Genomic DNA, 13,257 nt, shown 5'->3' with positions numbered 1-13,257 from the left:
CCTCTGGCCTGCCGGCCATCTCCCCCATAAGGGGGGAGAGGATCTGCGGAACGTTCCCGCCCACATCGCGACGTTTGTAGCGGGCAGAGAAGCCCCTCCCCCTTGTGGGGAGGGGTTGGGGAGGGGTTTTTATGGGAGAGGAAAGCTTATTCCTCATAGCTGTGCCCCGCCTTCAGGCCCTCGCGGACGCGGTGGGCGATTTCGAGGAATTCGGGGGTCTCGCGGATTTCCAGCGGGCGTTCGCGCGGCAGGGTGGATTCGATCACGTCGGTCACGCGGCCGGGCCGGGGGCTCATCACCACGATCCTGGTGGAGAGGTAGACGGCCTCCGGAATGGAATGGGTGACGAAGCAGATCGTCTTGTCGGTCGCGGCCCAGAGCTTCAGAAGCTGTTCGTTGAGATGGTCTCGGACGATCTCGTCCAGCGCGCCGAAGGGTTCGTCCATCAGCAGCAGGTCAGCGTCGAAGGCAAGCGCGCGGGCGATCGAGGCGCGCTGCTGCATGCCGCCGGAAAGCTGCCAGGGAAACTTCTTGCCGAAGCCGGTGAGGTTGACGAGTTCCAGCGTCTGCTCGATGCGCTTCTTCTTTTCCTCGACGGAGAAGCCCATGATTTCCAGCGGAAGCGCGATGTTCTTTTCGATGGTGCGCCACGGATAGAGCGCCGCCGCCTGGAAGACATAGCCGTAGGAGCGGTCCAACCTTGCGTTTTCCGGCGTCATGCCGTTGACGGTGATCTCGCCGCTGGTGTGCTTCTCCAGGTCGGCGATGACGCGGAGAAAGGTGGTCTTGCCGCAGCCCGAGGGGCCGATGAAGGAGACGAAGTCGCCCTTCTTCACCTCGAGGTCGACATTGGAGAGCGCGTGCACCGGCCCGTCTCCCGTCTGGAAGGTGAGACAGAGGTTTTTCGCGGAGACGACTGAGAAGGGTGCGTTCATCGAATGGAACTCATCGGCTTGGTTGCAAAGGCAAAAGGCCTCTTGCATGCTATCATGACACGGCCGGATCGCGCCGGCCTATGAGACTTTGCGTGGAGACCCAACGCCTTGGAGGAGCGGGACCATGGATACATCATCGAAACCCACCTGCAGGATCGTCCGGCCGAGCAATACCTATGACGGCAAGCAGGGACTGAGCTATTTCGAGGGGATTGCCGCAGAGACCGTCGGCTCGAAGGGCATCTGCATGCATGTGCTGACCATGCCGCCCGGCGCGCGGGCCAAGGCCCATCTGCACGAGAGCCACGAGACGGCGATCTACTGCCTCTCCGGCTCCGCCCACACTTGGTACGGCGACCGGCTGGAAAACCATGTGATCCTGCATGCGGGCGAACTGATGTACATTCCCGCCGGCGTGCCGCACCTTCCGGCCAACCTTTCCAACGCGCCCTGCACGGCGATCATCGCCCGGACAGATCCGAACGAGCAGGAAAGCGTGGTGCTTCTGCCCGAACTGGACGCGCTGGTGAAGGTCTGAGGCTATCTGCATAGGGCCAGCGGTCCCCAGGTCGAGCCGTCGTCTATTTTCAGCAGGTAACTGTTGGGAGCGGCGGGTTCTATGTCGATTTCGAACGGTGCCAGTTCCCCGTTCCCGCCTTCCTCCTCGCAACTGGCGGTGACGGTGAAGCCATCGTCCGGGTTCTCGTGCACGTCCCTGAAAGTGCAATAGGCCGACGCCGTGGTGACGGCTTCGGAGGTCAGCAGGAAGAAATTGTCGGAACCGGTGGATTCTCCCGTCGTCGCATAGTCGCAGCCATCCTTATTGCCATACTTGTCCTTGATCGGCAGTTCGGCGGCGATGGCCGCGCCGAAAGGCGCGGACCAGACAAGCGAAGCCAGCAGAAGCGGCAGGCCAGCCCGGCGCATCGATCAGACGCCGGATGCCGGGATGCCGGTGCGCTCGACTTTCCGGGGCGCGACCAGTTCCTTCCAGGTGGACAAGGCCTTGCTGACCGCCTGGAAGGGCTCGCGCGATACGAACTGGCCATGGCCTTCGCGCGTCTTGACGGTCGCTTCCTCGATGGCGACATAGCCGCGGGTGAGCGTGTAGCGCGGCAGGCCGGTCACTTCCTTGCCCTCGAAGACGTTGTATTCGACCGGCGACTGCTGGGTCTTGGCCGAAATGGTCTTGGTGCGCTTCGGGTCCCAGACGACGATATCCGCATCGGCGCCGACGACGATCGCGCCTTTCTTCGGATACATGTTGAGGATCTTGGCGATGTTGGTGGAGGTGACGGCCACGAATTCGTTCATGGTCAGGCGGCCGGTGTTGACGCCATAGCTCCAGAGCAGCGGCATGCGGTCTTCGAGGCCGCCGGTGCCGTTCGGTATCTTGCGGAAATCGCCGACGCCGTAGCGCTTCTGCTTGATGGTGAACGAGCAGTGGTCGGTGGCGACGCAGGAGAGCGATCCCGCCTGCAGGCCGGCCCACAGGCTGTCCTGATGCAGCTTGTTGCGGAAGGGCGGGGACATGACGCGGGCGGCGGCATGATCCCAGTCGGGGTTCGAATATTCGCTTTCATCGAGCAGCAGGTGCTGGATCAACGGTTCGCCATAGACGCGCATGCCCTTCTGGCGGGCGCGGCGGATCGCCTCGTGGGCCTGTTCACAGGAGGTGTGGACGATGTAGACCGGGCAGCCGGCCATGTCGGCGATGGTGATGGCGCGGTTGGTCGCCTCCCCCTCGACTTCCGGCGGGCGGGAATAGGCGTGGGCTTCCGGGCCGTTATTGCCTGATGCCATCAGCTTTTCCTGCATTGAGGCGACAATGTCGCCGTTTTCGGCATGCACCAGCGGCAGGGCGCCGAGTTCGGCGCAGCGCGAGAAGGAGGCGAACATCTCGTCGTCGTTCACCATCAGCGCGCCCTTGTAGGCCATGAAGTGCTTGAAGGTGTTGATGCCCTTTTCGCGGACGACGGTTTCCATCTCCTCGAAGACCTGCTTGTCCCACCATGTCACGGCCATGTGGAAGGAATAATCGGCATTGGCCCTGGTGGACTTGTTGTCCCAGCGCTTCAGCGCATCGAGGAGCGACTGGCCCGGATCGGGCAGACAGAAATCGACCACCATAGTGGTGCCGCCGGCGAGGCCGGCGCGGGTGCCGCTTTCGAAATCGTCGGCGGAGTAGGTGCCCATGAACGGCATTTCGAGGTGAACATGCGGGTCGATGCCGCCCGGCATGACATAGCAGCCGGCCGCATCCAGAACCTCGTCGCCGACAAGGTTCGGGCCGATCTCGACGATCACGCCGCCTTCGATCCTGACGTCAGCCTTGTAGGTGAGATCGGCGGTGACAACGGTGCCGCCCTTGATGACTTTCGATGACATAGATACCTCCGGCCTTTCAGGCGCGCAGCGTGGCGAGTTTCATGCCGAAGCCGATGAAGACGACTCCGGTTGCAGCTTTGATCCAGCGCTCGACCCGGCCGTTGCGGGCAAAGCTGGTGATGCGGGAGAACACCATGACCATGGTCGCGAACCAGATCAGGTTGATTATGGAATGCAGGAGTACGAGAAAGTAGATGTTGCCGGCCGTCGCGTGGTCGAGCGGCAGGAATTGCGGGAAGGCGGCGATGTAGAACATCGACACCTTGGGGTTCAGCGCATTGGTGAGCAGGCCTTCGCCATAGGCTTTCAACAGTGTCCTGCGGCGCCGGGCCGGGGTCGTCTGCTGCTGCAGGATGCTGCCACGCCAGGCCTGGTAGAGCGATTTGAGGCCGACATAGCAGAGATAGGCGGCCCCTAGCATCTTGACGAACCAGAACAGTTCCGCCGAACGCACCAGGAGCACGGAAAGGCCGAACATCACGAAGGTCCCGTGAATGTAGAAGGCCGTCATGAAGCCGGCGATATTGGCGAAGCCGGCGAGCCTGCCGGAGGTCGGCACGGTCTTGGCGATCAGAACGCCGTTGGGGCCTGGCGAGACCACCAGCAGCGTGGTGACCGTGATGAAGGCGAGGATGGTGCTTAAATCCATGGCGCTGTTCCTTTCCGCGGCAGCGTCAGCCTAGCCGACAATCTCCGCGGTCTCCAGCACTGCATGAAACAGCACGTCGCAGCCGGCGGCGGCCCAGTCCTTCGAGATGTCCTCGGCCTCGTTATGGGAAAGGCCGCCGACGCAGGGGCACATGACCATGGTGGCCGGGGCGACCTTGGCGGCCCAGCAGGCGTCGTGGCCGGCGCCGGAGATGATGTTCATGTGGCTATAGCCCAGCCGGTCGGCGGCGCTGCGCACGCGCTCCACCAGCACCGGATCGAAGGTGACGGGGTCGAAATGGCCGACCGCCTCGACCGAACAGCCGACGCCGAGCGTCTCGCAGATCGCTGCCGCTTCCTTTTCGATCCTCGCCCGCATGGCGTTGAGCTTTTCAAGATCCGGCGTGCGGATGTCGACCGTGAACACGACCTTGCCCGGCAACACGTTGCGGGAATTCGGCGAGAAGAACACCTGGCCGACGCCGCCGACCGCGCCCGGCTGGTTCTCCATGGCGACGGTCTGCACCATCTCGACAATGCGGCTCATGGCGAGGCCGGCATTGACGCGCATGTTCATCGGGGTGGAGCCGGTATGGGCTTCCTTGCCGGACAGCGTGAATTCCAGCCACCACAAGCCCTGACAGTGGGTGACGACGCCGATCTGCTTTTCCTCGGCCTCGAGGATCGGGCCTTGCTCGATATGATATTCGAAATAGGCGTGCATCTTGCGGGCGCCGACTTCTTCCTCGCCGAGCCAGCCGATGCGTTTCAGTTCGTCGCCATAGGTCTTGCCCTCGGGGTCCTTGCGGCCATAGGCGTAGTCGAGCGAATGGACGCCGGCGAAGACGCCTGAGGCGAGCATGGCCGGCGCAAAACGCGCGCCTTCCTCGTTTGCCCAGTTGGTGACGACGATCGGATGTTTCGTCCTGATGCCGAGGTCGTTCATCGAGCGGACCACTTCGAGCGCCGCGAGAACGCCAAGGACGCCGTCATACTTGCCGCCGGTCGGCTGGGTGTCGAGGTGGCTGCCCACATAGACGGGAAGGGCGTCCGGATCTGTGCCGGGCCGGGTGGCGAACATGGTGCCCATCTTGTCGACGCCCATGGTCATGCCGGCGGCGTCGCACCATTTCTTGAAGAGGGAGCGTCCCTCGGCATCCGCGTCGGTCAATGTCTGGCGATTGTTGCCGCCGGCAATGCCGGGGCCGATCTTCGCCATCTCCATGAGTGAATCCCACAGGCGATCGCCGTTCACGCGCAAGTTCTCGCCGGGTGCAGCCGTCATTTCAAAATCCTCACCAGTTTTCCGTATGGCCATGCAAACTGCATGCCCCAATATTCCCCCGGTCACCGCATGCCGATATTTTATGATTCTTTCGACATTCGGATTGGCGGTTGCCTTTATTCGGCACCTGACCAATAATTTGACCGACTGGTAAACATTACAACTTCCATCGCTGCACTCAAGACGGAAAACGCGAAAAAACGAGACAAAATAGCGGGCAATTGCCTTAAAAAGGAGCAGCGCTATTTCTGATAAAGATCAAGCGTTTACAGGTGCTCCGGAGGAACGGGACAAGACGAGACATGGCAATACCGAGGGCGGCAAAGACACAGCGACGGACGCGCATCCAGGAGGAAAAGGAAGAGCAGATTCTGGAGGCTGCGCTGAATGTTTTCTCGCGAAGCGGCTTCCGCGGCTCGACCATCGACCAGATTGCCGAGGTCGCGGGAATGTCGAAGCCGAACCTGCTCTATTATTTTCGCACCAAGGAAGCGATGCACCGGGCGCTGATCGACCGGGTGCTGGAGAACTGGCTGGAGCCGCTGAAGGCCTTCGATGCCGAGGGCGATCCGGAACAGGAGATCCGTTCCTATATCCGGCGCAAGCTGGAAATGGCCCGGGATTTTCCGCGCGAGAGCCGCCTTTTCGCCAACGAGGTTCTGGCCGGTGCGCCGCATATCGAAGACGTGCTCAAGGGGCCGCTCAAGGAACTGGTGGACGAGAAGGCCGAAGTCATCCGCTCGTGGGTCCGCGCCGGCAAGGTGCGGGATTGCGATCCCCGTCACCTGATCTTCTCGATCTGGTCGACCACGCAGCACTATGCCGATTTCGACGTGCAGGTGAAGGCCGTGCTCGGTACGGGCCGCAAGACGATGAACCGGTTCGACGATGCCGCGACCTTTCTGGAGACCCTGTTCATCCAGGGGCTTATTCCGAAACCTTCCACCGGCGGCTAATCAGTCCGGCAGCAGTGCCATCACGAGCAGACCGCAGGCGGTGACGAGAGCGCCGAGAAAGACGGGGGCAGAGGCCCAGCCGTGGCCGATCAGCCCCTCGATGACAATGATGAAGGTCGGTGTGAGATAGCCATAGGCCAGCACCTTCGGGGCGGGCAAGCGCATCGAAGCATATTGCAGCAGGAAGAAGGTGACGGCCGTCGTGATGACCGAGAGGTAGAAAATCGCCAGCCAGACGACCGGCGGCAGGTGCATGAGGTCGACTTCGGAAAAACGCGGCGCTGCCGGGATCATGATGAAGAGGAAGGTTGCGGCCGCCGCCCAGAAGACGAAGGTCAGCGGTGGCTCCTTGCGGTTGAACAGCCTGAGGAGCGGGACATAGGCCGCATGACAGAGCACGCCGACGAAGTAGATCATCTCGCCGCGGCCGACATCGAAGGCCATGAGCGCGCCGAGGTCGCCGCGAAAGATCACCCAGACAGCCCCGGTCGCCGCGATCAGCAGGCTCAGCAATACGCCGGGGCGCGTTCGCTGTCGCATCAACAGCCAACCGAAACCGGCGCTGAGCAGCGGCATCAGCGTGAAGATCGCGCCGGTCGCGACCGGTTTGGTGAATTGCAGCGCGATGAACATGGTGACCATGTAGACCGCCATCAGCAAGCCGAGAACGGCGAAGCGCCACGGCTCCCCCGGCCATCGCAGCGACAGGCCCGTCTTCAGGCAGAGCAGTCCGATCAACAGGATCGTCAGGGCGTAGCGGAGGGCCTGCAAGGCGATCGGGTCGATCAGTTGGGTGGCGACGCCGCCGAAGGAGAAGGAGCCGGAGACGAGAAGGGAGAAGAGCAGCACGGCAAGATGCGCCTTGAGCTTTTCGAGGCCCCTGGCATGGGTATTGTGGCGGCTTTGCGCGGTGCTGCTTTCGGTCACGGGGGCTGCTCGCTTAAGGGATGGAGGTTAGCGCAGCGGGCCTAGCATGGGATCGGCGGAGGGGAAAGAGAGGGAAGGGGCTGCGCGGGGACCGTCGGGGCAGCCGAACCCCGTTGTCTGCGACCGGCGGTCTTTTCCCGATGTTCAGACGGCCTTCGCGGTTTCGCTCGTCAGCCAGCTGCGCTTGCGCGCGAAGTCGAGAAAGGCTGTCGCATCCATCGGGCGGGCCAGCGCATAGCCCTGCAGCGTCTGGCATCCGAGATCGCGCAGGATTTCGGCGTGCTGCATGGTTTCGACGCCTTCCGCGACGATCTCGATACCGAGAGAGCGGCCAATGTCGACGATCGAGCTGATGAGACGCCTTTGCGCGGCAGACGAGATGATCGGTGCGGTCAACTGCCGGTCGATTTTCAGCCGGCGGGGCGAGAGCTTCAGGAGGCTCAGGATCGAGGCGTAGCCGGTGCCGAAATCGTCTATCTCGATGTCGATGCCGTGCGCCTTGATCCGTTCGATGCTGTCGGTGACGGTTGCGCCCTTGTCGTCGAAGGAGATGGATTCGAGCAGTTCGAACGACAGGCTGCCCGGAGCGAGATCCAGCATGTCGAGCCGCTGCATGAGGTTTTCGTCGAACAGCCTCTGGGCGGAAATGTTGACCGACACCTTGCCGATGTTGAGATCGGCTGCACGCCAGCGGGTGAGCTGCATCAGCGCCTGATCGAGGATGGCGGCGTCGATCTGCGAGACGACGTTGAGGTTTTCGGCGATCTTGAGGAAGGCGGCGGGGCCGAGAATGCCCTGCTGCGGATGGTCCCAGCGGGCCAGGGCCTCGACGCCGGTGATTTCCAGCGTGTGGGCGTCGAACTGGGGCTGGAAATAGGCGACGAAACCGTTCTGTTCGAGCGAGCGCAGAATGGCATCGGCCGTCATCTTGGTGTTGATCGTCAGGGACTTCAGCGTATCGGTGTAGCGTTCGACGCGGTTGCGGCCATGGCGCTTGGCCTCGTAAAGAGCGATATCGGCGTTGACGAGTAACTGTTCCGCCGGAGTGTCGGGACTGTAACGGGTGGCGATGCCGATGGAGGCGCCGACGCGGCATTCGTGGCCGCCATAGGTGATCGGCGTGTTGATCGCGTCGATCAGGTTCCGCGCGAGATCGGTGAACTGCTTTTCGTCGAGCGCCTCGGGGCAGACCACGACGAATTCGTCGCCGCCGATGCGGGCCACGAAATCGCCCGGGCGGATGTTTTCGTGCAGCTTGGATGCGACATGGCGGAGAATGGCGTCGCCGGCGCCGTGTCCGAGTGTATCGTTGATGTCCTTGAAGCGGTCGAGATCGATATGCAGGACGACGGGATTGGCCTGTCCGCCGGAGTTGTCGATCTCGGAAAGATACTGGTCGAGATAGCGCCGATTGGGCAGGGCGGTCAGTGCGTCGTGCAGGGAGGCATGCTCCATGCGCCGGCGGGCCTGCTCAAGTTGCTGGTTCTGCAATTCCGCCTGCAGCTTGGCGGCGCGCAACGCCTGCTGCAGGCGAATGTCGGCGGTGACGTTCCAGTTGACGCCGACGATCTTCTTGCGGAAGCGTGAATCGCGATAGGTGGTTCCGTAGGCGCGGATATGCCGTTCCTCTCCCGCCGGGGTGAGAATGCGGAATTCGGTAACGAAGTCCTTGCCGCTCTCGATCGCCCTGGTGAAGTCGTTTATCGTGGCCTCGCGGTCGTCGGGGTGAAGCGAATCCTTCCAGGTCTGATAGGTGCCGAGACGGCCGGGGTCCACGCCATAGAGCTGTTTCATGCGGGCGTCCCAGTGCAGTTCGCCGCTGCCGATGTCGAGTTCCCATACCCCGATGCGCGAGGCTTCCAGTGCGATTTCAAGCCTGTGGGAGAGGGCGCGCAGTTCTTCCTCGCGCTGACGCAAGGCCGCGATATTGCCCTGACGCTCGCGCAGCAGTCGCGCGACCCACACGATCGGCGACACGATCATGGTCCCGACCAGCATCATCAGGGCGCGGAAAATCCAGAGATCGGCTGGGGACTGGTGCCATCCGCCGTTCGGCACAGCGGCGATCCGCCAGCCCTCGCCACCGAAATCGATGTTCATGATGACGGGCGTTTCGTGGAAGACCGCCGGATCGCCGAAGAACGGCTTGTCGACGTCGCCAACACTGCTGGCCGCAATCGCGACCTTGATGTCGAGCGCCGGATCGTGGAGGCCGGCCGAGGCATAAAGCTTGTCGATATCGATGACTGCCGAAAGCAGGCCCCAGAAGGTGTATCCCCCGTGGCCGTTGCCATAGGTGATCGGATAGCGGACGATCACGCCCTTGCCGCCCTGCACGAGGTCGACGGGGCCGGTGACCACATATCGGCCGGTGTCGCGCGCCCGAAAGGCCGCCTTACGCTGTGCCTCGTTCCTGCGATAGTCGAGCCCCAGCACCTGCTTGTTGCCGTTCATCGGATAGACCAGCGTGACGACGAGATCCGGGGCCGCTACGACATTTCTGATCTGGTGAGGGGTGGAGAGGATACGGTAGGCGAGGGCGGAGAAACGATCCTGGTCGATCCTGGGTTCGGTTTCGATGACAGCCGCGAGGCCCTGCATGAGCTGGATGTTGGCGTTGATGTCGCCTTCCAGTTTGGCGCGGATGACGCCGAGCTGTTCGGCGACGCTGGTGCGCAGGTTTTCCTCGTTCAGCCGTCTTTTCTGATTGTCGGCGTAGAGGATCGAGATTGCGACCGCGATGACGACAATAAGCGCGGGAAGATAGTATTGCGGTATCGTCCGCAACGACACCCAAGACGCCCTCCTGTTTTTCCCCGCCATGCCTAAAGCCCCTGGCAATACAGTTGTTCGGTCGAAAAATAACGTCCTTGAACCCTCTAAATCAGTCAATTCACATGAAAGCCCTGAAGATTTCCTGAATCCTGCCGGTCAAAACCGGAGGAATTGCGTTTCCTTGGCTTGTGCTACTTCTGAATGTGCCGGCCGTCGCGTTCCGCCGGTCGTCGCGGGTGGCGACATGTGAAAAAAAGCCCCGTCTCCGGGGCTTCTGTTCTGTCTGTGGAAAGATGACCTTACTCGGCAGCCTGGACGGCCATCGGATTGTTCGGATGGGTCGTCCAGTTGGCATAGTTCGGGTCGACGGGCTTTCCCGTGCGCTGGTCGAGGGTGCCCGGCTCCAGCCCTACCATGGTGATGCAATTCTCCACCGGGCAGACGTTGACGCAGAGATTGCAGCCGACGCACTCGTCTTCCATGACCTCGAAATGCCTGACGCCGTTCACCATCGAGGTGATCGCCTGGTGCGAGGTGTCCTCGCAGGCGATGTGACAGCGGCCGCACTTGATGCAGGCGTCCTGGTCGATGCGCGCCTTGGCGATGTAGTTGAGGTTGAGATACTGCCAGTCGGTGACGTTCGGCACCGCGCGGCCGGTGATGTCGTCGAGATTGCGGTGGCCTTTGGCATCCATCCAGTCGGAAAGGCCGGAAATCATTTCCTGGACGATCTTGAAGCCGTAGGTCATGGCCGCTGTGCAGACCTGAACGTTGCCGGCACCGAGCACGAGGAATTCTGCGGCATCGCGCCAGGTGGTGACACCACCGATGCCGGAGATCGGCAGGCCGTAGGTTTCCGGATCGCGGGCGATTTCGGCGACCATGTTGAGTGCGATCGGCTTCACCGCCGGGCCGCAATAGCCGCCATGGGTGCCCTTGCCGCCAACAGTCGGGTTGGGCGCGAAATCGTCGAGGTCCACCGAAACGATGGAGTTGATGGTGTTAATCAGCGACACGGCGTCGGTGCCGCCGGCCTTGGCAGCGCGCGCCGGCTTGCGGATGTCGGTGATGTTGGGCGTGAGCTTGGTGATGACGGGCATGCGAGTGTACTGCTTGCACCAGCGCACGACCATCTCGATATATTCCGGCACCTGTCCGACGGCGGCGCCCATGCCGCGCTCGGACATGCCGTGGGGACAGCCGAAATTGAGTTCGATACCGTCGGCGCCGGTTTCCTCGACGAGCGGCAGGATCGCCTTCCACTCCTCCTCGACGCAGGGGACCATGATCGAGGCGACGAGCGCCCGGTCCGGCCAGTTCTTCTTGACCATCTTCATTTCCTGCAGGTTGATCTGCAGGGGGCGGTCGGTGATGAGCTCGATGTTGTTCAGGCCGAGCAGGCGGCGGTCGGCGCCCCAGATCGCGCCGTAGCGCGGGCCGTTGACGTTGACGACCGGCGGGCCTTCGGAGCCCAGCGTCTTCCAGACCGCGCCGCCCCAGCCGGCCTTGAAGGCGCGTTCGACATTGTAGGCCTTGTCGGTCGGCGGCGCGGAGGCGAGCCAGAAGGGGTTCGGCGATTTGATGCCGACGAAATTGTTGCGGAGATCAGCCATTGTTCGTTCCTCTCAATGTTCTTCGGATCAAGCGACAGCACTTGCTCCCGCCGAGGAAGCGGCGAGAGAACGATTGATGGATTCGGCCGCATCGCGGCCCATGGCGACGGCGGACACCGTCAGGTCCTGACCGCCGAATGCGCAGTCGCCGCCGGCCCAGACGCCGGGGATCGAGGTGCGGCCTTCGGCATCGACGGCGATCTTGCCGCCTTCGGTCTTCAGGCCGTCCAGTCCGAGCGTGTCGAGTTTCTGGCCGATGGCGACGAGGATCTGGTCGGCGGCGATTTCGGTCGTGTGGCCGGTTCCCTTCATCAGGCCGTTTTCCAGATGGGTGTATTCGAGCGTGATGGAGCTGACATGACCGCCCTTGTGGTCGATCTCCTTGGGCTGCAGCCAGTGGCGGATGGTGACGCCCTTCGAGGCGGCGAGATCCTGTTCGAACTCCGAGGCGTTCATGTGTTCCTTGCCGCGGCGGTAGCAGATGGTGACCGTTTCGGCGCCGAGCAGCTTGGCCTGGATGGCCGCGTCGATGGCGGTCATCCCGCCGCCGATGACGACGACGTTGCGGCCGACGGGAACGTCGCCCTTGTCCTTCGCCTCACGCAGGTTGGCAATGAATTCGACGGCGTCGAGAACGCCGTTGATCTGGTCGCCGGGCGTGTGCAACGTGTTGACGTTGCCGAGGCCGACGCCCAGGAAAACCGCGTCGAATTTCGACTGCAGGTCGGCGAGCGTGAAGTCACGACCGAGCATTTCGCCGTTCACCACGTCGATGTTGCCGATCGACAGAACGTAGTCGACCTCGGTCTGGGCGAAGTCGTTCGTGGTCTTGTAGGCGGCGATGCCGTATTCGTTGAGGCCGCCGGCCTTTTCGCGGTGGTCGTAGACGGTGACGAAGTGGCCATGCATGGCGAGCCTGTGGGCACAGGCGAGACCGGCCGGACCGGCGCCGACGACGGCGATCTTCCGGAAGGTTTCGTCTGCCGGCGCATAGAACTGGCGTCCTTCGGCAATCGCGATATCGGTGGCATAGCGCTGCAGGCGTCCGATCTCGACCGGACGCTCCTCGGCCGTGTTGCGCACGCAGGCCTCTTCGCACAGCGTTTCGGTGGGACAGACGCGAGCGCACATGCCGCCGAGGATGTTCTGGTCGAAGATCGTCTTTGCCGCGCCGATCGGATTGCCGGTGGCGATCTGGCGGATGAACATCGGAATGTCGATGGAGGTCGGACAGGCCGTCATGCACGGCGCGTCATGACAGAAGTAGCAGCGGTCGGAGGCAACCAGCGCTTCATGGTCGCCGAGACGCGGATGCAGGTCGGAGAAATTCTTCACATAATCGGCAGCATCAAGCCGCCCGGCCTTCAGGCCAGGTTCCAGTCGTCGCATCGAAGTTCCCTCTTTTTTATGGTGCGATTGCGAATACGGTAACTCAGGAAAAAAAATTTATCAAACGGTAAAATTTCTGAGAAGTTTCAATGCAAAACGCCGGGGATGCCGGGGATTCCCGTTTTTCGCGGCTGTCTTCGAAGATCGATTTCGGAGCGGGCGGTCTTCCGTTTCACACCCTCGCCGAAGGTGGGCATATGAGTCCCGCCGGCTTTCTCCGGCCCGGATGCGAGGGTTTCGCCCGAAAAAGGGGGCGTTTTCATCGTCGGCTTTGCATTCGACAAAATATGATAAAAAAACTCAGGTATATACTTTACTGTAATAGTCATGTTTTGTAGGTT

At 62.1% G+C, this 13,257-nt stretch carries 12 protein-coding genes; 2 read left to right on the top strand and 10 right to left on the bottom strand.

What is annotated here, in order from left to right:
* Positions 1 to 146: 146 nt before the first annotated feature.
* On the bottom strand, positions 147 to 935 hold the full coding sequence (locus tag ACLBKR_RS12210; RefSeq protein ID WP_113439141.1) for an ABC transporter ATP-binding protein: 789 nt from the start codon (positions 933 to 935) through the stop codon (positions 147 to 149).
* 124 nt (positions 936 to 1,059) lie between these two features.
* Here ACLBKR_RS12210 and ACLBKR_RS12205 point away from each other — a divergent pair, with 124 nt between their 5' ends.
* Positions 1,060 to 1,473 carry a cupin domain-containing protein gene (locus ACLBKR_RS12205; RefSeq protein ID WP_113340562.1) on the top strand — a complete coding sequence of 138 codons (414 nt, stop codon included), beginning with the start codon at positions 1,060 to 1,062 and terminating at the stop codon, positions 1,471 to 1,473.
* 2 nt (positions 1,474 to 1,475) lie between these two features.
* Here ACLBKR_RS12205 and ACLBKR_RS12200 read toward each other — a convergent pair whose 3' ends face one another.
* From ACLBKR_RS12200 to ACLBKR_RS12185, 4 genes are read right to left on the bottom strand one after another with little or no spacing between them, the layout of a single operon-like run.
* Entirely contained in the window at positions 1,476 to 1,862 is a 387-nt protein-coding gene (locus ACLBKR_RS12200) for a hypothetical protein (protein WP_244714054.1), read from the bottom strand.
* Between the two features lie 3 nt (positions 1,863 to 1,865).
* Positions 1,866 to 3,323, bottom strand: a complete 1,458-nt coding sequence (gene hydA, locus ACLBKR_RS12195; protein WP_113439136.1) for a dihydropyrimidinase — start codon at positions 3,321 to 3,323, stop codon at positions 1,866 to 1,868.
* A 16-nt stretch (positions 3,324 to 3,339) separates the two neighbouring features.
* Positions 3,340 to 3,972, bottom strand: a complete 633-nt coding sequence (locus tag ACLBKR_RS12190) for a LysE family translocator (RefSeq protein ID WP_113340560.1) — start codon at positions 3,970 to 3,972, stop codon at positions 3,340 to 3,342.
* A gap of 30 nt (positions 3,973 to 4,002) precedes the next feature.
* Positions 4,003 to 5,256, bottom strand: a complete 1,254-nt coding sequence (locus ACLBKR_RS12185; RefSeq protein WP_113447555.1) for a Zn-dependent hydrolase — start codon at positions 5,254 to 5,256, stop codon at positions 4,003 to 4,005.
* Positions 5,257 to 5,558: 302 nt separating this feature from the next.
* On the opposite strand from ACLBKR_RS12185, the gene ACLBKR_RS12180 reads away from it, so the two are divergent.
* Positions 5,559 to 6,212: a TetR family transcriptional regulator C-terminal domain-containing protein gene (locus ACLBKR_RS12180; RefSeq protein WP_112831884.1), complete on the top strand. Its 654-nt coding sequence runs from the start codon at positions 5,559 to 5,561 to the stop codon at positions 6,210 to 6,212.
* Here ACLBKR_RS12180 and ACLBKR_RS12175 read toward each other — a convergent pair whose 3' ends face one another.
* The 5 genes from ACLBKR_RS12175 to ACLBKR_RS12155 form a co-directional block, all read right to left on the bottom strand.
* Positions 6,213 to 7,139 (bottom strand): DMT family transporter, encoded by a 927-nt coding sequence (locus ACLBKR_RS12175; protein ID WP_113447554.1) that lies wholly within the window; start codon positions 7,137 to 7,139, stop codon positions 6,213 to 6,215. It lies immediately after the preceding gene.
* Positions 7,140 to 7,283: 144 nt separating this feature from the next.
* The gene (locus tag ACLBKR_RS12170; protein WP_113447553.1) at positions 7,284 to 9,962 is read right to left on the bottom strand and encodes an EAL domain-containing protein; all 2,679 of its coding nucleotides are present in this window, start codon (positions 9,960 to 9,962) and stop codon (positions 7,284 to 7,286) included.
* Between the two features lie 251 nt (positions 9,963 to 10,213).
* The gene (preA, locus tag ACLBKR_RS12165; protein WP_414899369.1) at positions 10,214 to 11,527 is read right to left on the bottom strand and encodes an NAD-dependent dihydropyrimidine dehydrogenase subunit PreA; all 1,314 of its coding nucleotides are present in this window, start codon (positions 11,525 to 11,527) and stop codon (positions 10,214 to 10,216) included.
* A gap of 27 nt (positions 11,528 to 11,554) precedes the next feature.
* Complete coding sequence (locus ACLBKR_RS12160) at positions 11,555 to 12,916, bottom strand: NAD(P)-dependent oxidoreductase (protein ID WP_112831880.1); 1,362 nt, start codon at positions 12,914 to 12,916, stop codon at positions 11,555 to 11,557.
* A gap of 86 nt (positions 12,917 to 13,002) precedes the next feature.
* Positions 13,003 to 13,245 (bottom strand): hypothetical protein, encoded by a 243-nt coding sequence (locus ACLBKR_RS12155; RefSeq protein ID WP_414899368.1) that lies wholly within the window; start codon positions 13,243 to 13,245, stop codon positions 13,003 to 13,005.
* Positions 13,246 to 13,257: the final 12 nt, after the last annotated feature.

Source organism: Paenirhizobium cremeum, from assembly GCF_047553425.1.
Classification (GTDB): domain Bacteria; phylum Pseudomonadota; class Alphaproteobacteria; order Rhizobiales; family Rhizobiaceae; genus Allorhizobium; species Allorhizobium cremeum.
This window is presented reverse-complemented; position numbering and strand designations above follow the sequence as displayed.